Genomic DNA, 18,877 nt, shown 5'->3' with positions numbered 1-18,877 from the left:
ACTGAGCCCGTAGAGGACTTTCACCTCCTAGATCAACGCCATGCTCGGCGCACAAAAAAGGGCAACCAATCAGCGACTGGTTGCCCTTCATAACTCATCATTGAACTCTTATTTGAAGCAAACCTCAGCCCAACGAGCTAAACCTGCAGTTACTGAACCGAAGTAATTACCACTCACAATCGGTACATTCGGCACAGCTTGTTGTACGGCTTCACGAAGTATCGGTGAACGAGCGGAACCACCCGTCATGTAGATTACGTCTGGCTTTTTCTGGCCTTGTTGAATCGCTTCTTTAACCAACTCAATCATCTTAGACTTTGGTGTTTCAATCGCTTCAACCATCTGTTCGACTGAGATATCTACCTCGACCAGTTCAGAGGCAACATTAATCGCAGCACGATATTGAGGGGATTCTGCCAGCGCAATCTTGGCCTCTTCCGCTCTACGCACAATACCGTAACCCAAAGTGTCGTGATAAACCTTCATCAAACGTTCTAGCTTTTGAGGCTCTGACGCTTCTTTACGAAGTAATTTTAATGCCGCTAGGTTTTCTCTTGAATAGAAGTTCTTTTGAGCTTCAACATTATTAATCGCAATTGGGTTCCAGAATTGAGTCAGTGGCATATCAATACCCGAAATGCCTTTGCTGCCCATACCAAAAGGTGACATCAGTTGTTTGAATGCAAGATAGATATCGAGGTCATTCCCCCCTACCCTTTGCCCACTGTGTGCCAACAAGCTCTGGGTACGATCCGCTTTACCAGACCACGTTGGTCCCATTTCTAATAATGAGCAATCGGTGGTACCACCGCCAATATCAACAACCAATACTGTTTGGTTTTCAGTTAATGTGCTTTCGTAATCAAGGCCTGCGGCTACGGGCTCAAATTGAAAAGCGATATCAAGGAAACCGGCACGCTTAGCTGCGCGAGACAGTATGTCTTCAGCTTGTCTGTTCGCCTCTTCACCACCTCGACCGTGGAAGTTAATTGGTCGGCCGATAACAGCTTGCTTGATCTGCTCTTGAGTCGTGAGTTCGGCTTGATTCTTGATATTTGCCATCATGGCGCACACTAAATCTTCGAAAAAGCTCACCTGCACATCATGCAGTCCACTCGCGCCAAGGAAAGATTTAGGGGACTTAACATAATAAACATCGCGAGGGTCTTCTAAATATAAGTCCAACGCAGCCTGACCAAATGCCATGTCTTCTGGCACTAAGTCGATACTCTCTTCTCTGTTCAGAGCGATCGCACGTCGTAACACTTGCTCACCGATCGCATCACTCGGCTTGATATTCAAGTGGCGGAATAGATGTTCAGAAACACTCTCACGAGTAGGCGCAAACACGGTTGAGGGAATATAGTGGTTGTTACCTTCGAGCGGTAACAGGCTTGGCTCTCCATTAACCATCGCCGCGACAGAACAGTTCGCTGTTCCATAATCAAATCCAATAAACATAATATCCCCCACTCAACAAAAGGGGCGAGATGCTACATGAAAAGCCTAAAAATTACGAGGTCATTTCTAAATTTAACTGAGTAATTTCTTAGCTTAACGGCTCTTCAAGAAGAAACAAATATGCTACATTTCAGCCCAAATGAATCACAGGTTAGAGAAATGAAAACACCTTGCCGAGCGGCTTGTAAAAATAATGGCGGAATGTGTAGTGGCTGCTTTCGAACAATGGATGAAATTATAGGTTGGAAAGGCTTATCTGAAGAAGAGCAAACGTCGGTTATGGATAATCTTAGTGGCGCGAGTTCGACTCACCAATGTCCACAGTGTAATGAGCCAGCTCAATGCGATATCAGTGCGGGCAAAGAGACGTGTTGGTGTTTTGAGTTAGAAAAACGAGATACTAGCGATATTCCAAAGGCTGGAGTTTGTATGTGTCGTAAGTGCTTGTCTGCCCTGCCCGTTCAGTAGTTTAGAGCCCATTTAGTAAGTTACTGGATAGCAAGTTACTAGCCAGTTCAACATAGACAAAAAAAGCGAGAGGTTGTTTTCTCGCTTCAAAATACTGAGATTAAATTTCGACCTAATCGTTACCTGGTTAGTGTCTACTTCACTTTTGCAACCAGCGCAGGCTGAGAAAACTGGATACCATTCCAGCCATGAACCATAAAGTTACGAATATTTTGATGGTCGCTGTTCTCAGGAAAACCTAGCACGTCGTTACGATAAAATTGACCAAAACAAGCAAGTGTTTGCTCTGCTGATAGGCTTTGTTCTAAACCAAAAGCAAAAATCTTACACGAACCATTATTCTGCCCTGCAGCGTTCACTACCTCACCATTGCGAAATTCGCGCTCAGAAAAATCATAGTGAGCTTCGATCACTTGCATTGTATCTTCAAATTGCACGGCCTCTGGGGTTTCAGCCAGAGTATTCAATAAGGTTTCCAGTTCCATTTACTATTTCTCCATCAAGTATATATCTGTCAGCAGTGTATCTTGTTTTACGACAAGAGTAAGCCGTTGTTTACTTGAGATAGCGATTCACTTTTTTGTTGTACGCTGCTAATTACTTCAATGAAACTAATGACATAGTTTTATCAGGGCGTTATATTATTTTATCAAACGATTAACATTGTTCAGTAACGAATATGCATAAAGATAAAAACTTAGAACTGTTCAGATACCTAAAGCCAGGTACAAAAACAGCAGGTGTATTGGAATTTGGCCCAGACGACTCAATCCAGATCAGTACACTTTATATCGGACACAAAGAAGATCAGTACCTCATCCTAGAGCTTACGCAAAAAGCGACAGAAGCACTGACGCTGAGAAAGCTCACAAACGTTGATATTATTGTTCGTGCGATTACCGACACCGAACTTGGGCACATTGTCGCGTTCAAAACCAATGTACTGGCTCATATCACCTCTCCAGCACATCTAATCTTCCTTCGCCCACCCTCAAACTTTGCAACCAAGCCTATTCGTGAACACGAAAGGTATAAAGTACGTCTCAGCTGTGAAGTCACTTTTGATACCTTGTCGCTGGATGCCACACTAGTCGACTTTTCAGCGTCAGGGTGCGGTATCTATCTTACCCAGCAATCAGATATTGATGTCGGCTGGAAGATAAAAGTCAATTCTGACTTAAATGAGTACTTAGATGACGATCTTGTCTACAAGGTGGTAAGTAAGAAAAGGCAAAGACAAGGCCGGTTGCTAGGTATCCAATTCCCTGAACACCTAGATATGAGTGATGAGTTGAAAACGCTGCTATTGGAACAAGCCTTTGTCGCTGGCTCGATATAAAGGCAGAAAATTAGTTACTTCTCTTCAACAGACTTCATTAAAGAGCACTAAGTTAAAGCCTAGTGCTCTGTGTCATTCCAGTATGAGTTTTTGAAATGAACAAACGCTTGGTGGAGCGACTCTTCTTTAATCGGCTTTACAATCACGTAATTCGCCCCTGCGGCCATAAAGCTGTCTCTAGTTGACTCTTGAGCATCAGCGGTACACGCATAAATAGGGGCTGACACACCAATCTCACCTCTTAGCTGCTGAGTGGTTTCAACACCACCGAGATTAGGGAGTTGGTTATCCATCAAGATCAAGTCATAGGTAATCGTCTTAGCCATCTCAATCGCTTCTAAGCCATCTTTTGCCCAGGTGACGACCATGCCATATTTCTTACAGAAAGCCTGAGCAATAAAGGCGTTGGTGTGATTGTCTTCCACCAGCAACACATTCAAAGGTCGACTAAACAACGCCTCTGGCTCAACCTCAGCTTGTTGCTTAGCATCGACTAATAGCGGCTTGGCGTGTACGACTACAGGAATTTCTATCGTGAGCTCTGAGCCTTGACCTATCACGCTGCGGACTTGAATGTCCCCTTCCAGCATATCGACCAGATTTTTTACAATTGTAAGTCCTAAACCAGTGCCACCATATTCACGAGTGGTGGTCTCTTCGGCTTGAACAAAGGGTTCAAAAACAGCATCAATTTTGCTTTCATCAATACCAATGCCAGAATCTTTCACTCGAACGATCAAGCTGGCGTGATCGGAGTTAAAGATACTCTCGATCTCAAAGCTGACGGAGATACCGCCTTGATGAGTGAATTTAAAAGCATTACTCAACAGATTAAACATGATCTGATTGAGGCGTACTTGGTCGGTATTGATTTCAATGTCATCAACCAAGTGATTCACAATGGTAAATTCGACGGATTTATCTTCACACAGCGGTCGATAGATGCTGTCTAAGGTATTAACTAACTCCCCTAAACGGAAGTCTTTCTTTTGAATATTAAACTGCCCTTGCTCAATCTTTGAGAAGTCCAAGATATCGTTAAGTACCGCCAGTAAATGTTCCGCACTATTACACAGTACATCCACCTGCTCGCGATTATCTTCATTGTGCATAGAGCGCTTGAGCAGCTGAGACACACCGAGAATACCGTTGAGCGGCGTGCGAATCTCATGACTCATCTTAGCTAAGAAGTCTGCTCGCACATTCGCAAGATGCTCAGCTTCTTCTCTTGCTCGATCAGCCTGTCTTTCCGCCTCGATTAGCTTAGTAATATCTTGCCCTTGTACCACCACTCCTGTGATGCCGTGTTCCACGCGAATAGCAGACATGTTCCAACGAAACACCTTTTCACCAATGGGTACGTTAATACCCGTCAGTTTAGAACCCTGAACCACCATTTGAATATTAGGCAGCATTCGCTGCTCAAACTCTTGGGCAATTGGACCATAATTGTCATCAGCATCGAACAACGCCATGCGAGCGGCGGGGTTCATCTGAATCAAATCGCCTTTTTCAGACCAAACTAAGATAGGCGAATGAGCAAAGTTAAAGAGATCTTGGAATTTTTGATTCTGTTCAGATAAGCGCTCAAAGGTGTCTTCAAGAGTACAACCAATATGATGAAATTCGAAAATGTTAGAGCCATCGAACTTGTTGTACTTTTCGCTAGCACTTGCCGAACGAGTAAAGTCCATTAGCTTATCAAGCTCGGCTGAGACTCTCTTTTGAATCCAAGTTCGAGCAAAAAAAGACATCAATATGATCACCACAATCACCACGATGATCGCACGCTGATAATTCTCTTCTAACGCAATGAAATTATTATTTTTTTGAACAGCTCGAATGATTAAAGGAGTTTCAACAGCATTAATCTTAATGGTTGCGATGGTAACGAAATGACGCGGCAACTGTTCGTACATTTGGTAATTGAGGATGTCAGTAATGGTGTAGCTTTCATCACCACTGAATGTCGATGTCACCGGTGTACCGTGCGCTTCAATCACGATATTTTCGCTATTACTGCCCTGTTGGATTGACTCAGCCAAAGAGAAGTTGTTGTCAAGCACAATGGCGATATAGAGTTGACCAAGGACTTCCCCAGTAGCGTTATCAACAATAGGGGTACGGCGAGCCAACAAGTGACGCTTACCTATATCTGTCCTCAGTTTAATAAAATGCCAATTACTGCTGAACGAAACCTCATCAGAAATATGCTTTAAGTTGGACTCATCCAAACCATAAAATTGACTGTTGCCGTCTTCCCAAGCCAAACCATCGTGGGTTGAGACAAAGCGTAAATCTGGTGCATGATCCGGTTCACGTTGGTCAACACCAAAGAAAAAGTAGCTCAGAGTCTCGTCATTACCCGTATCAAAATACTCTCTGAGAGTTTCACTGTGTGAGCTACTGTCTTGATGGATTTGCAGCACCGACAAACGATAATCAAACATGTTTTGGATCAGGCTTGAGGTTTGCTGTACCGTTCGATTCGTCTCTTGCTGTACGATATTACTGCTGGTTTCATAATTATGAATAAGCACGCCAAGTGCCATCACGCCTATCACCAAAATAACGATACGCGTAATGAGTCTAGCTAAAGTGTTTCTAGGTGTACTGGCGTAACTTTTCTTCATTAGTGACCTGAGTACCTAAATGCTCGCTGTTTAAGTTCTGAAATACGTTCTGGGGAATCTTCCTTGGTGACAATTTCAAATTCACCAGAGTAAACGGTAGGCACTTCCAAACCGGCTAGATCCCACTTGATCGCCTCTGCCATTGCAATGCCTGTATCGTCGTTCATACGCATGACAGTAACATCTAGGTCGCCCCTTGCAATGGCTTCAAGTTCAGCAGAGCCGCCTCCCCAACCATTCACTAAGATGTCTTGGCCCGATTCACGAATCGCTTCCATTGCACCGAGAGCGACATCCGTTGAACATGCATAGATAAAGTCTAGATCCTTATCGTTCTCTATGCTGATTTTAGCCGCTTGGTAGCCACTGTCTTTGTTTGATTTTGTGTAAAACGAAGACTTAAGGGTAAAGTTGGTAACCGTATTCACTTCATGGATAAAAGTATCTCCACGCGCATCACTGATATAGCCTTGTGAGTAATACAAAACAGAATACTTACTGTCTGGCGGACTTACTTGTTTAAAATAGTCCGCCAGTTTTAAGCTGCCTGTCGCATGGTCAAAACCCACATACATAAATGGCTGTCTATCTGCCCAAGCTCGCACTGGCGTCGTGATATTTTGAAGAATCAGTTTGGTGTCTGTAGAGGTCAACACGTGCTCGATAAACTTGCGGTGGCGCGTGGTATCTAGCGTGAAAATCAAATAATCCGTCTTGTTTTCAATCGCTTCTTGCAACGAAATACTCTGCTGCGCGAGATCGGCATTAATACGGGTAAATACTTGATTTATTTGATAGCGGATCTTCAGCCTATCGAGACGCTTCTCAAAAGCTTGAATATTACGAACCCAGTAATCCGAGATCTGTTGGCCCGGATACACCACGGAAATCGTAATTGGTTCGTCTTGGATTCTTCTCAGTGGCACAGGGTGATTTTGTACAGCCTCGACCATTTTATCGGTCAATGCTCTTTGTTCTGGAAAAGTGGAAAGATAATCTTGGTATTCCCAGTACCTATTGAGGACATGAGTACCATGGGAAAGAGCGGACGCAGAAAATACGGCAAGTCCAAACAACATCAGTAAACGTTTCATATTTTTCTCGTTTTATATGAGCTACTTTGGCTCATTTTTTAACCTAGCATGACACCATCTCTTTGTATGGCTAATGGATATTATGTAGGACAACGATGATAAATGATAGCGTCTAACACTAATTAGAACGACATTCTAAATGAGCAATATGTTAATTTGGAATGGAGATTAAGAACAACGAGTTAAATTATGATTTCAGCCCATTCACGGTAAGAGTAATTACCATTTAAATTCATAAGCTTAGCTAGAGCCGATATAGCTCCTTACACTATTAAGATTTAATCAATAACAAACATTTTAGCTATGAATTATGAGACTTCGATATATTGAATTTTGTCTTTTTGCCACTCAATAATCAGTTTGAGTGATACCAGTTTTTCTTTGCGGGATTTGGGCAACTGCTTGATCGCGTATTCGGTTTTCAACGCCTCACTTTTTGAGCCAACACCAAAGCTCCAAACCAGCTTAAGTGGGCCTTTACCTTTTAAAGCTTTGGCGCCTTTACCGGTTTGATGTTGTTCAAATCGACGTTCTAGATTGTTCGTCACGCCACAATAAAGGGCATTGTGACGATTGCGGATCAAGTACACGACCCAATCCGCATTTTTATCAGCATCTGACATTTAAAGCAGTGATTCAACCAGAGCCTTAAGCTCTGCCACTTCTGCTCGTAGGCTTGCAACTTCAGACTCAAGCTCTTCAAACTTTTCACTCGTTGCAGAGGGGGCAGCCGCGCTTACTGATGCCATCGCAAACGCTTCAACGTCCACTTCACCGCTCAACAAATGCTGGTAGCGTGATTCACGTTTACCCGCTTCGCGTGGCAGCTTCACAACCAAGGCACCTGCTTCTCTTGCAGCGAGTTTGTCTAATGTTGCTTCTACTTCTTTCACATCACTAAAGTTTGCAAGGCGACCCGTTCGAGTACGAAGTTCACCGGGTGTTTGCGCACCGCGCAGTAACATACAGCAGATGATTGCACGCTCTTGCTCTGTAAATTGCAGATCGCCGAACTCAGTGTTGCAGAAACGATGCTGATACTTATTAACACGGCTATTGAAGCTGCTCTCATCACTCACCATGCGACGTCCGATTAAACCATCAACTGCATCTAAAACATCTGACTCAGAAAGAGAGAGAACAGGTTCACGGTTACTCTTTTGATTGCATGCCGTGGTTAAACTGTTCAGTGTCAGTGGGTAATGATCGGGAGTAGTGACTTCTTTCTCGATCAAACAACCGATAATTCTCGCTTCAATTGGGGAAAGTACTGTGTTCATCGTTTTTCCTTTTTATTATTTTGATAATTCCATCTCAACACCTAACAATGCAGTAACTAGTGTTCAGACAAAATTGGTACTCGTTTCTTTCTGCCCTGTTCATCAATCATTATGATCTTAGAACGGTTTAGCTCTATTTCCACGACTTCCAAATAAGTACGCTCTTGTACATACGCATCACGAAGCTTGTTTTGTTCTGCTGAAGATTCAGTGACATTGTCGTCCAATTCTTCGTTTTCCAATTGTTGTTGATTCATTTCACATTTCGTATCAATGCAGTATCTACATGGGATACTAACTTGAACGGTAAGATAAAAACAATCACACATCAGCGAGAGTGACGAATAATTAAACAACCTTACTTTTGCTTTGATCTAAAGACTGTTACATCATCAATTGATGTGCTTTAATCAGAAGCAGACAACGTATTTGACGAATAGGAAAAGGAATCTATGAGCAGCGTATTTGAAATTGTTAACCAAGCACGACGTAAGAACAAACTTAAGCGTGAACTTTTAGACAACGAAAAGAAAGTTCGTGACAACCGTAAGCGTGTCGACCTTCTTGATAACCTACTTGATTACATCAAGCCAGAGATGACCCACGACGAGATCCTAGGCATTATCAAAAATATGAAAGCTGACTACGAAGACCGTGTTGATGACCACATCATCAAGAGCGCTGAGATTTCTAAAGCTCGCCGTGACATCAGCCGTCGCATTCGTGAACTGACAGAAGAAGACAAGCAAATCCAAGGTAAGAAGTAATCTAACCTCGCTAATTTACTTGTAACAATGTTAGTAACCCACTCTTAGTAGTGGGTTTTTTTTACCTAAACTCCAGCGTCTATACTTAAGCATCTAAACCTAACCGTCTAGGCTTAAGCGTACCTAAGCAAAATGAATGAAACTCAACAGCTGTATCAAACTAAATAACGAGTGTACACTAGCGATGGAGAGACTTTATGTACGGAAGTATTCTGATAACCTTGGCGTTATCAACGACACAACCTTACCCTGAAAAATTTGAGAAACTTTATACCGAAGAAACCGAAATCACTTATGACGATCTCGTGGTCGATGTTCATGGCTACAAGGTTCCAACCCGATCAGCATTTCGAGGTTGGATGCTCCTCAATCACGCTCAAGACCAAGTGAGAGCAATCGGACAACAACTCAAGGACAATGGCGTTACTCAGAGCATGCCTCTGCATCTCGTTCTATTGCAAGGGACGGATTGGGCAATGAGTAATACAACCTTGTTTACCCTCCCAAATAAGAAACATGTGCCAAACATGATCAATACCCTGAAGTACATACAACAATATATTGAGCCTGAAATCGGTGTTGTTATACCAGTATCTGGAGAGCGAACCGATATCTACAATCAACAAGCTGGTGGTGCACTGCGAAGTAAGCACTTAGAGTTTTGTGCCTTAGACCTAGTGCCTGCAAATGACATTACTCGCGAAGATCTACACGTGAAACTTAAAAATATTCATTCGGAATTCGGGCAAAAAAATAATGTTGGGCTTGGTTTATATTCAGGTGTTCGATTCCACATCGATACTTGTGGGTTTAGACAATGGTAAAGAAACACGATCAAGTCATAAAGACCTGCAATTCGCACGTGTCACTTAGACTCTAAAAAACAAGCGAAATTACATAAGATTATGATTTTAAATGCAAATTAAAACTGGAACGCTAATTGATATTAATAACAAGTATCATAATTATTAATAGCAATTAGGAATTCAATATGAAGACGATGACTCAACGCTTTCAAACTCTGCTTTCTGTTTCAAACTTCAGTCTAGCTATAACAACCTTGCTTATGCTTCTCAGTATTATTGTTGCTTATCCTATGGCCGATCACTTCTCACTGCCAATTCAAATCGTCGCCCACATCAGCACCATCTTAGTCGCAGCCTTGCTGAACATCAGCTATGTCGGTCGTTGCCTTGCACAATACAACCTTGGATTGGAAGTTCGTTAAGTAGCGCCGCGCTAGCCTTGATACGGGAGCCCTAGACAATATCAAGGCTACTGAAAAGATCGTACAGCTGGTGAGATTTATAGGGTTTAGGTAAGTAGGCGTTCATACCGGCTTCAAAACAATCTTTGATGTCTTCTTCTAGAACACTGGCGGTTAAAGCTATGATGGGTAATGGTGTGACTTGTTGATCGGCTTCCCACTGACGTATCGCACGAGTCGCCGTTATGCCATCCATAACAGGCATCATGCAGTCCATTAAGACTGCATCAAACTGAGCACCCTGGGTGATGACATCCACCGCTTCTTGGCCATTACTGGCAATCAAATATTCATAACCCGCTTGCTCAAGGAAGAAGCTCGCTATTTTTTGATTCATCAGATTGTCTTCAACGATCAAAATGCGTCGATTCAGAGAGCGAACTTCTTCATCTTTTGCTTCCACTTGAGGCGTTTGCTCTTCGCCCACATCGAGAGATTGTAAGCTGGTTAAGAAACGTCGGCCCAAGAATGGCAAGGTATGAGTCGAGTGGACCGTTTCTCTGATTAGGTTGGTTTTAAATAGGTGATGCTGACAAACGATGACGCGAGCAAGAGGATATATCACCTTCAACGTCGCAAGATCTTTTTCCATAGAGTGGTGCAAGGTATGACAATAAAGTATGAAGTCACTTTCTTTTACACTTTCACTAAGGGCAGCAATGGATGACACCACATTGGCTCGAACATTCAAACGCTCACACTCTTTAACGAGCTGATCGAGGTAATTGAAAGAGTTCGAGATGATGGTCGCTCGGCTCAGGTTATCGAAAGTTTGAACAGGCGCTTCTACAACATCGACATACAAACAAAAAGTGAAAGTCGAGCCCTCTCCTTTCACTGAACGCGCGGTAATGTAACCACCCATCAAATCAACAAGCTGTCGACAAATCGCAAGCCCTAACCCCGTACCGCCAAATTGACGGGTAATGCTGCCATCTTCTTGAGTGAAAGGTTCAAATATGGACTCTAACTTCTCGGGCTCAATCCCAATCCCGGTATCAGACACGCTGCATTCAAGCTTGCCCCTGCCCATAGACATAGGTGTATAAGCAATGTCAGTTGTAATTGTGCCCTTAGACGTAAATTTGATGGCATTAGAAAGCAGATTGGTCAGCACCTGTCTCACGCGGTACTCATCGAAAAACAGTTGTGACGGCGTTTGATAATCGATATTGATGTCGAGCTCAATATCCTTACTTATCGCTTTAGACTGAATCACACTCACAGAGTCATAAACCGCTTCTCGCAAATCAGCATTGTGTCGTGACAACATCAAGTTACCCGACTCGATTTTAGACAGGTCGAGTATGTCATTCAGCAGCACCAGTAAAGAGTGAGAGGACGATTCGATATCCCCCAGTATTTCTTGTTGATTTGGGCTCAGTTGGCTTTGAGATAAGATCTCAGCCATGCCAATGATCCCGTTAAGTGGCGTGCGTATTTCATGTGACATATTTGCTAAGAATGCGCTTTTGGCTTTGTTAGCCGAAATCGCGTCTTCTTTTGCTGTTATCAACTCTTTGTTGTGCAGATAGTTGCGTTCCATCACTCGATTTAGGGTTTCAGTGAACTCGGCAAGCTCATCGTTCCCTTGGATACGAATCACCTTTGGCTGGCCGTAGCTATCAGCGCATTCCGACACACCTTTCAAAATAATCGACAGGTTTTTGTTTAAGCGCAGAGATGTCGCAACCCCAAGCCGCATCAAAACACCAGAAGCGATGAGTATAAGCAACGTCATGACCAAGGTTTGCCTTTTCTGCAACGCGATATTCTTGGTCAGTTCAAACTGTATTTGATTGGTGTAAGCGCCAATCGCGTTTGAAATAGCCCGTTTTTTAACCTCTAAGCTTTTCAAGTGTTGATATATTTCGGGTGATGAAAAGTCCCCTTTGAGGATTCGAGATGTAAATTTGTCTTGGAATTCATCTTTGGCGACAGCGTTTAGCAACTGTCTAATGTTTGGAGAACGCGTATCCGAACGGAAAAATGTATCTAATAGCTGTTGCTGCCTCTCTAGAGCAGCGACATAGCTAAGCAAGTATTGGTTTTTAAACTCTGGGGAGCGATTCAAACTGAAGCTTAACCACGCTTCTCTCTGAGTCCAAAACACATAATGCGTAAGATTGATAAACATCGCTTCCGCTTGACCAATATTGCCATCGACTAAAGCCATGCGATATTCGGACAGCTCCATCAGCACGTCTTTTAACAAGTCGAAAGCGCGCTCTGTCAATTTTCTGCTGTCTGTCGTTTCAGGTGTACTAGCTAGGATCATCAACAACTTTTTCAATTCAGCTAACTGAGGGTCAATACTCCAATTGCTGTCGAACCGTTGAAGTCGCATTCCATACTGAGTCAGTCTATCCAGTTCTGATTGCAGTGTTAAAAGCAACTGACCTTTCTCAGGGGAGTCATTAGACAGCACCAACCATCGATAAGCATCACTTGAAACCGTATTAAAAAATTGAAGCGCTTCGACCTTAATACGCGTTGTTTCAAGGTGATTCATCTTCTCATCGTTCTTAAGCACTTCATTCACTGTAAACCCGAACATAATGAGTACAGAAACCGTGGAAAGAAAAATAAGACGCCATCTAATTGACATATTTATCATTTTTATAACGACTCCCTTCCCGAAAGTAATTTACCTAGCCCAAATTAAGAATAGGACATTAACAGGGGGTTATTGATCAAATTGGATATGAACAAATGATACTCTGAGCCCAGAACGAAAAATTAGAATCAACAGGCATCCAAAACAGGGCTTTAAAGCGGAGGAGTCTGCTTTACTAAGTGAGATTGAGACAAGCCGATTTTAGACAAGTGAACGTTACGTGAGAGAGGTCTACTCGAGGAGGTTTCTACAAATGAGATGTAAGCAAGCGAGGTTTTAGTGAGCAAAATGTAAACAAAAGACGTTTTCTCCAGTTATTATCACCGGCATAACAAGTACACATCCACATTCTGCGGCTCAACTAGACTGTGAATAATGACTCTGCGTGCTAACAAAGTGGATAGTTAGGTTAAAATTGTGACATCCAATCGTTTGCGTGATGCACTTTTCACACTCAAGCTAGGCTTATTCAAAGGTCAAACATCAATACTCGTTAATTCCCTTATTTATCGTTTACTGTTTACGTGTAACTTGAGTTAGCGATCACACCTTTAATGTTCAATATGACCTGTATTACATATTATCCTTTGAATTGAGTATTTTTTGACGAAAAATAAGTGCTACAGATTATTAAAGTCAATAGTCTTTATCGACGTTCAAATCTTGATTTATGGCTAATATAAAGCCAATTTACAGATATTTTGTCTGCATTTATTTTTCCTAGCAGAATAACCCGTCGTACCTTACAATCCTGCCACATAAAAATTACAAGTTACACACAAGGTATATCAGCACATTTAAGTGGCAATAAAGACCACAGCCTGATGCCTCAAATCCCCTATGCTGATTGGCTTCCCTACAACCGCCATGAATGCAGAAACTTAACGTGAAAGGTCCCGAGTAAAGATGAGTCCCGAAAAGCACCTCCTAGACTGGCAAACTAGTCAAACTATTGCTGAATCCATCGCTCCAACTTTAGGTCAGTTATACCGTCAAAAAGGCGTAGAAGTTATCCTCTTCGGTAAGACCCTGGTTAACGCGACAACTATCGACATCATCAAAGCTCACCGTATCGCAAAACGTTACACTGGTTCTCCTCTTACAGCAGAACAGACTCAACCAATCATTCAACACCTTCTCTCTATGGACTTGTCTCCATGTCGTATTGATGTTGGTCGCCTTGCCCATGCATTCTGGCAAGATCGCGAAGACACTCACGGGTTGGATGATTTTCTACAAACTGCACTTGTAGAATCGCTTCAAGGCGATGCAATGACAGAACCTCGTGACGTTGTATTGTACGGTTTTGGTCGTATTGGCCGACTGCTAACTCGTCTATTGATCGAGAAAAGTGGCCCAGGTTACCCACTTCGTTTACGTGCAATCGTTGTACGTGGTGGCAAAGACGGCGACCTAGAAAAACGTGCTAGCCTACTTCGTCGTGACTCTGTTCACGGCCAGTTCAACGGCAGCATCGTTGTTGACCAAGAACGTAAAGCAATCATCGTAAACGGCAACTTCATTCAAGTTATCTACGCAAACAAGCCAGAAGAAGTGGATTACACGACTTACGGTATTGAAAATGCACTTGTGGTTGATAACACAGGCGTATGGCGTGACGCTGAAGGCCTGAGCCAACACGTTGCGTGTAACGGTGCGAAGAAAGTACTACTGACAGCGCCAGGCAAAGGCGACATCAAGAACGTAGTATTTGGTGTGAACGAGAATGTCATTCAACCAGAAGACACGATCATCTCTGCTGCAAGCTGTACGACAAACGCAATCACGCCAGTATTGAAAGCGGTTCACGATAAATTCGGCGTACTGTCTGGTCACATTGAAACGGTTCACTCATTTACCAATGACCAAAACCTAATCGATAACTTCCACTCAGGCGATCGTCGTGGTCGTGCTGCATCATTGAACATGGTTCTGACATCGACTGGTGCTGCTAAAGCGGTATCAAAAGCGATGCCAGAAATGGAAGGTAAGCTAACAGGTAATGCGATTCGCGTACCTACGCCAAATGTTTCAATGGCAGTAGCAAACCTAAACCTTGAGAAAGGCACAAACAAAGAAGAGTTAAACGAGTACCTGCGTGAAATGGCGCTGTCTTCTTCTCTGTCTGCACAAATTGATTACACAGATTCGACTGAGATTGTATCGACGGATTTGGTTGGCTCTCGCCACCCTGGTGTGGTTGACGGTGTTGCGACTATCGCACAAGACAACCGTGCTGTTCTGTATATTTGGTACGACAACGAGTTTGGCTACAGCTGTCAGGTTGTTCACTGTATGGAACAGATGATGGGTGTGCGCTACAAGACTTACCCTGAAGTATAAACTGCTTAGAGCCTGTAAATTGCTTAGATTCTATAAACAGTTTTAGGTAACCAGCTCCACAACATAATAATTATATCTGCGAGGTCTGTAATGGGCTTTGCAACCCTTCTTGTTTTACTCCCCCGTATAAACAGGAAGGTTGCCACTTAGATCTGCTCTCTCTATCTGATCTAAGTGGCCTTTTTACATCTGGCAAGCTAACTTTTATCGCTATGACAAGAACTTTATCCTCGTCACTCTTGGAAAGCTTCCCTTCACATCTGTTACAACTCAACCTCAACATCTGACTGAATCGCACTCGAACACGCGAGTACATAACCTTGCTCAATCTGTTCTGGCGTCAAAGTCTCTTGGCTGCTTGATTCCACCGAACCTTTGGTCACTTTGCATTTACACGAACCACAAATCCCACTACGACAAGCGATAATAATTGGAACGCCTGCTTTTTCTAATGAATCCGCCAATGGTGTGCCAGTTTCCGCTTCAACTTCAGCGCCGAACGCAGGCACAAATACCTTAACAGCACTATTCGTATCGTCAGCAATTTCGGCGTTTGACGCTTCTGATTGAGCATCCTGAGTAGCAGGAGTAAAGCTTTCTTGATAGAAGTTATCCATGTTGAACTCAAGCTCTTTTAGATAACTCTCAATATCTTGCATGAAGCCGACAGGCCCACACAGGTAAACCGTTCTATCTAAGATATCTGGGCTCAGTTTCACTAACCAGTTTTTATCTAAACGACCTTGAGGGGCGGTTGTTCCTTCGTTGTCTTTTAACAGCAGTTTTAAGTTGAAATTCGCATGTGATTCATCGAGCTGATGAAGTTCTTGAAAGTAGATAGTCTCAAGCTTGTTGCGTGCCATGTGGACGAAATCAATCTCAATGTCACTGTCTTGAGACAGCCAATATTTTACCATCGCCATTACGGGTGTAATGCCACAGCCCGCACTCACTAGCGTTACTTTCTTTGTTGCCGTTGGCATGCAATCAATACAGTTAAACGAGCCTGCCGGCTTCAACACAGAAACCTCGTCACCTTCATCAAGCTCATCAACAATAAAGTTCGAAACCAAGCCACCTTCCACACGCTTGACCGTCAACTTCAGGCGGTTATCTTCGGGGCAAGAAGCCACGGAATAAGCACGGTAATCCGTTTTCGTCGGCATATCTAAACCCAAGGTGATGAACTGACCGGGCTTAAAATTGAAATGTAAATCTTGTGGAATACTGCCAAGCTCAAAGCTGACCGTATCTGGCGTCTCGTGCCATTTCTTTAAACACACTAAATTGATTGAATCGCTATCCGACCATGCATACATAGTTCACACACCTCACTGATACTAAAGAATTAAATCTAAAAAGCCCCGCCGCTGCACGTTCCTAGAGAGCAGCAACAACGGGGCTTGGGAGTGGGCTTAGATTAAGCCGCTAAGATTGTTTTAAGATCTTGCTCTGGCGTTGAGATAGAACGCATATCGAACTCGTCTTGAATAATCTTTAGTAGGTTTTCAGTTAGGAATGCAGGCGCTGTTGGGCCTGTGTAGATACCTTTCACACCCAGTGCGAACAGAGTAAGCAGGATAACGATCGCTTTTTGCTCGAACCAAGAAAGAACAAGTGTTAGTGGTAGTTCGTTGATGCCACAATCAAACTCTTGAGACAGCGCAAGAGCAAGCTGAATCGCTGAGTATGCATCGTTACATTGGCCAACATCGAGCAGACGTGGAATACCGTTAATGTCGCCGAATTGGTTTTTGTTGAAACGGAATTTACCACATGCCAATGTCAGGATTACTGAATCTTCTGGCGCTTGAGCTGTGAAATCTGTGTAGTAGCTACGTTCAGATTTGTCGCCGTCACAACCACCCACTAGGAAGAAGTGTTTGATGTTGCCTTCTTTCACTTGTTCAACAACCGCAGGCGCTGCTTCCATCAAGGCGTTACGACCAAAACCGACAGTGATCATTTGCTCGATCTCGTCATGCTTAAAGCCTTCTTGCGCAAGAGCACAATCGATCACTGCACTGAAATCGTCACCTTCAAGGTGAGCAACACCCGGCCAGCCTACGATGCTACGCGTAAATAGGCGGTCAGCGTACGAGCCCACATCTGGGTTAAGCAGACAGTTAGATGTCATTACGATCGCACCTGGGAAGTTCGCAAATTCTTTTTGCTGGTTCTGCCAAGCGCTGCCGTAGTTACCCGCAAGGTGTGGGTACTTGTTTAGTTCAGGGTAGCCGTGTGCAGGTAGCATCTCACCGTTGGTGTAAACGTTAATGCCCTTGCCTTCCGTTTGTTGAAGGATCTTTTCTAGATCATGCAGGTCGTGACCAGAAACAAGGATACAGTGACCTCGCTTCGTCTTCACATTCACGGTTGTTGGTTGAGGGTGACCGAAGGTATCTGTCTCGCCTTTATCCAACATTTCCATGACCTTGTAGTTCATTAAGCCGATCTGCATAGACGTATCTAACAGTTGTTTTAGGTCTGATGGATCTGTACCTAGGAACGCCATGATTTCATGGTATTCAGCGAAAATAGCATTATCAGTTTGACCAAGAACACGTGCGTGCTCCATGTAAGCTGCTGCACCTTTTAGACCGTATAGGCAAAGAAGGCGAAGACCAATCACATCTTCGTGTTGAGAGTCGTGACCACGGTTTACCGCCGCTTGAGGGGCAAGCGCCAATAGCTCTGAAGAGTCCGTTGGAAGGTCGAATTGAGCAGCAGCAGAAAGCGCTGGGATCTCAAAACCAATCAATGTCGCTGCCGCGCGAACCTGTTGCTCTAAACGCTGCTTGAATTCATGGGACTGTTGTGCGAATTCGATGATACGAGCAGGGTCGAAGTTAACGTTGGTTAGTGTTGCGAAAAACGCTTTTGGCGCCCACTCGTCGATTTCAGTATCAATAACATCACACGCACGGCCCAAATTGGCCCAAAAAGAAACACCTTGAAGAGAATGCACCAACACGTCTTGAAGGTCGGATACTTCCGAAGTTTTACCACACATACCTTGTGCGAAAGAACAGCCTTTTACGGTTGGGGTTTGAATTGTTTGTTCACATTGAATACAGAACATATAAGGGCTCCAGTAATTTTTATTAACTGTAAGTACTTTGCTTACAGTGACTTATTCCAACCCCTATAGAGCATCAAGCGTGCCAACTTTTAACATATTGATTTTATTAAACTTAGTTTTATTCCATGTTTTTAGTGCGTGATTATGACTACATATAAACTCCCTAACAGCACACATCCGTGTCATAGTGACTCTCAGAGATTTATTAACGGCGTTCATGTTTCGTTCAGAATAGAAGCGATAAAGTAACAACATAGAAAAAGAGGAATGAATATGAAAAATATATTAGTTACGATTGTTGCATTGTTTACTGGCCTTTTGGCGTTATTCACAAGCTTGATCCTTGCTATTCCTTTAGCTATTGCAGCTTTAATTACTGGCAAGCGCATTCAGAATCAAATGAAGAAACAAGGTTTCGCAGCTCATATGAACACTCGTCAGTCATCAACCAATGATGCCGGTGTTATTGAAGGTGAATACGAAGACCTTTCAAGCAAAAAGTAACCTAAACTTTAGTTTCAGACAT

General features: G+C 43.2%; 17 protein-coding genes. 7 read left to right on the top strand and 10 right to left on the bottom strand.

Going from position 1 to position 18,877, the window contains the following annotated elements; all coding sequences use genetic code 11:
- Positions 1-108: 108 nt before the first annotated feature.
- A complete protein-coding gene (yegD, locus tag AB6F11_RS06635; protein ID WP_017064846.1) occupies positions 109-1,461 on the bottom strand; it encodes a molecular chaperone in 1,353 nt (450 codons plus the stop codon).
- Positions 1,462-1,620: 159 nt separating this feature from the next.
- On the opposite strand from yegD, the gene AB6F11_RS06630 reads away from it, so the two are divergent.
- The gene (locus AB6F11_RS06630) at positions 1,621-1,929 is read left to right on the top strand and encodes a DUF1289 domain-containing protein (RefSeq protein ID WP_080582242.1); all 309 of its coding nucleotides are present in this window, start codon (positions 1,621-1,623) and stop codon (positions 1,927-1,929) included.
- A gap of 134 nt (positions 1,930-2,063) precedes the next feature.
- On the opposite strand, the gene AB6F11_RS06625 is transcribed toward AB6F11_RS06630, so the two are convergent.
- Positions 2,064-2,414, bottom strand: a complete 351-nt coding sequence (locus tag AB6F11_RS06625; protein ID WP_102394145.1) for a HopJ type III effector protein — start codon at positions 2,412-2,414, stop codon at positions 2,064-2,066.
- Positions 2,415-2,608: 194 nt separating this feature from the next.
- Here AB6F11_RS06625 and AB6F11_RS06620 point away from each other — a divergent pair, with 194 nt between their 5' ends.
- Positions 2,609-3,268, top strand: a complete 660-nt coding sequence (locus AB6F11_RS06620; protein ID WP_102332012.1) for a PilZ domain-containing protein — start codon at positions 2,609-2,611, stop codon at positions 3,266-3,268.
- Between the two features lie 59 nt (positions 3,269-3,327).
- On the opposite strand, the gene luxQ is transcribed toward AB6F11_RS06620, so the two are convergent.
- The 5 genes from luxQ to AB6F11_RS06595 all read right to left on the bottom strand — a co-directional run bounded on the left by luxQ (position 3,328) and on the right by AB6F11_RS06595 (position 8,532).
- Positions 3,328-5,901 (bottom strand): quorum-sensing autoinducer 2 sensor kinase/phosphatase LuxQ, encoded by a 2,574-nt coding sequence (gene luxQ, locus AB6F11_RS06615; protein WP_102394146.1) that lies wholly within the window; start codon positions 5,899-5,901, stop codon positions 3,328-3,330.
- Positions 5,901-6,995 (bottom strand): autoinducer 2-binding periplasmic protein LuxP, encoded by a 1,095-nt coding sequence (locus tag AB6F11_RS06610; RefSeq protein WP_029235787.1) that lies wholly within the window; start codon positions 6,993-6,995, stop codon positions 5,901-5,903. Before AB6F11_RS06610 ends, luxQ begins: the two co-directional genes overlap by 1 nt.
- 308 nt (positions 6,996-7,303) lie before the next feature.
- Entirely contained in the window at positions 7,304-7,618 is a 315-nt protein-coding gene (locus AB6F11_RS06605) for a GIY-YIG nuclease family protein (RefSeq protein ID WP_017061768.1), read from the bottom strand.
- Positions 7,619-8,275: a YceH family protein gene (locus AB6F11_RS06600; RefSeq protein WP_017061769.1), complete on the bottom strand. Its 657-nt coding sequence runs from the start codon at positions 8,273-8,275 to the stop codon at positions 7,619-7,621.
- A 56-nt stretch (positions 8,276-8,331) separates the two neighbouring features.
- Entirely contained in the window at positions 8,332-8,532 is a 201-nt protein-coding gene (locus tag AB6F11_RS06595) for a hypothetical protein (protein ID WP_017068647.1), read from the bottom strand.
- 195 nt (positions 8,533-8,727) lie between these two features.
- Here AB6F11_RS06595 and AB6F11_RS06590 point away from each other — a divergent pair, with 195 nt between their 5' ends.
- The 3 genes from AB6F11_RS06590 (at position 8,728) to AB6F11_RS06580 (ending at position 10,270) form a co-directional block, all read left to right on the top strand.
- Positions 8,728-9,042: a DUF496 family protein gene (locus AB6F11_RS06590; protein ID WP_004742367.1), complete on the top strand. Its 315-nt coding sequence runs from the start codon at positions 8,728-8,730 to the stop codon at positions 9,040-9,042.
- Between the two features lie 197 nt (positions 9,043-9,239).
- Complete coding sequence (locus AB6F11_RS06585) at positions 9,240-9,866, top strand: D-Ala-D-Ala carboxypeptidase family metallohydrolase (RefSeq protein ID WP_017064850.1); 627 nt, start codon at positions 9,240-9,242, stop codon at positions 9,864-9,866.
- A 167-nt stretch (positions 9,867-10,033) separates the two neighbouring features.
- Entirely contained in the window at positions 10,034-10,270 is a 237-nt protein-coding gene (locus AB6F11_RS06580; RefSeq protein ID WP_017061772.1) for a hypothetical protein, read from the top strand.
- Positions 10,271-10,301: 31 nt separating this feature from the next.
- On the opposite strand, the gene AB6F11_RS06575 is transcribed toward AB6F11_RS06580, so the two are convergent.
- Complete coding sequence (locus tag AB6F11_RS06575; RefSeq protein ID WP_102394147.1) at positions 10,302-12,866, bottom strand: ATP-binding protein; 2,565 nt, start codon at positions 12,864-12,866, stop codon at positions 10,302-10,304.
- Between the two features lie 966 nt (positions 12,867-13,832).
- On the opposite strand from AB6F11_RS06575, the gene AB6F11_RS06570 reads away from it, so the two are divergent.
- Positions 13,833-15,269, top strand: a complete 1,437-nt coding sequence (locus tag AB6F11_RS06570) for a glyceraldehyde-3-phosphate dehydrogenase (RefSeq protein WP_004730041.1) — start codon at positions 13,833-13,835, stop codon at positions 15,267-15,269.
- A 263-nt stretch (positions 15,270-15,532) separates the two neighbouring features.
- On the opposite strand, the gene AB6F11_RS06565 is transcribed toward AB6F11_RS06570, so the two are convergent.
- Both AB6F11_RS06565 and hcp read right to left on the bottom strand, forming a co-directional pair.
- A complete protein-coding gene (locus AB6F11_RS06565; RefSeq protein ID WP_104216071.1) occupies positions 15,533-16,588 on the bottom strand; it encodes a hybrid-cluster NAD(P)-dependent oxidoreductase in 1,056 nt (351 codons plus the stop codon).
- Positions 16,589-16,689: 101 nt separating this feature from the next.
- Positions 16,690-18,351 (bottom strand): hydroxylamine reductase, encoded by a 1,662-nt coding sequence (gene hcp / locus AB6F11_RS06560; protein WP_017068651.1) that lies wholly within the window; start codon positions 18,349-18,351, stop codon positions 16,690-16,692.
- Positions 18,352-18,624: 273 nt separating this feature from the next.
- Between hcp and AB6F11_RS06555 the strand changes: the two genes are divergently transcribed.
- Positions 18,625-18,855 carry a hypothetical protein gene (locus tag AB6F11_RS06555; protein ID WP_017061777.1) on the top strand — a complete coding sequence of 77 codons (231 nt, stop codon included), beginning with the start codon at positions 18,625-18,627 and terminating at the stop codon, positions 18,853-18,855.
- Positions 18,856-18,877: the final 22 nt, after the last annotated feature.

The organism is Vibrio sp. 10N.247.311.14 (genome assembly GCF_041467715.1).
Lineage (GTDB): Bacteria > Pseudomonadota > Gammaproteobacteria > Enterobacterales > Vibrionaceae > Vibrio > Vibrio crassostreae_C.
This window is presented reverse-complemented; position numbering and strand designations above follow the sequence as displayed.

Coding starts and splice junctions, on each gene's coding strand:
- yegD (WP_017064846.1), bottom strand. CDS start 1,461: ATGTTTATTGGATTTGATTATGGAACAGCGAACTGTTCTGTCGCGGCG.
- AB6F11_RS06630 (WP_080582242.1), top strand. CDS start 1,621: ATGAAAACACCTTGCCGAGCGGCTTGTAAAAATAATGGCGGAATGTGT.
- AB6F11_RS06625 (WP_102394145.1), bottom strand. CDS start 2,414: ATGGAACTGGAAACCTTATTGAATACTCTGGCTGAAACCCCAGAGGCC.
- AB6F11_RS06620 (WP_102332012.1), top strand. CDS start 2,609: ATGCATAAAGATAAAAACTTAGAACTGTTCAGATACCTAAAGCCAGGT.
- luxQ (WP_102394146.1), bottom strand. CDS start 5,901: ATGAAGAAAAGTTACGCCAGTACACCTAGAAACACTTTAGCTAGACTC.
- AB6F11_RS06610 (WP_029235787.1), bottom strand. CDS start 6,995: ATGAAACGTTTACTGATGTTGTTTGGACTTGCCGTATTTTCTGCGTCC.
- AB6F11_RS06605 (WP_017061768.1), bottom strand. CDS start 7,618: ATGTCAGATGCTGATAAAAATGCGGATTGGGTCGTGTACTTGATCCGC.
- AB6F11_RS06600 (WP_017061769.1), bottom strand. CDS start 8,275: ATGAACACAGTACTTTCCCCAATTGAAGCGAGAATTATCGGTTGTTTG.
- AB6F11_RS06595 (WP_017068647.1), bottom strand. CDS start 8,532: ATGAATCAACAACAATTGGAAAACGAAGAATTGGACGACAATGTCACT.
- AB6F11_RS06590 (WP_004742367.1), top strand. CDS start 8,728: ATGAGCAGCGTATTTGAAATTGTTAACCAAGCACGACGTAAGAACAAA.
- AB6F11_RS06585 (WP_017064850.1), top strand. CDS start 9,240: ATGTACGGAAGTATTCTGATAACCTTGGCGTTATCAACGACACAACCT.
- AB6F11_RS06580 (WP_017061772.1), top strand. CDS start 10,034: ATGAAGACGATGACTCAACGCTTTCAAACTCTGCTTTCTGTTTCAAAC.
- AB6F11_RS06575 (WP_102394147.1), bottom strand. CDS start 12,866: ATGTTCGGGTTTACAGTGAATGAAGTGCTTAAGAACGATGAGAAGATG.
- AB6F11_RS06570 (WP_004730041.1), top strand. CDS start 13,833: ATGAGTCCCGAAAAGCACCTCCTAGACTGGCAAACTAGTCAAACTATT.
- AB6F11_RS06565 (WP_104216071.1), bottom strand. CDS start 16,588: ATGTATGCATGGTCGGATAGCGATTCAATCAATTTAGTGTGTTTAAAG.
- hcp (WP_017068651.1), bottom strand. CDS start 18,351: ATGTTCTGTATTCAATGTGAACAAACAATTCAAACCCCAACCGTAAAA.
- AB6F11_RS06555 (WP_017061777.1), top strand. CDS start 18,625: ATGAAAAATATATTAGTTACGATTGTTGCATTGTTTACTGGCCTTTTG.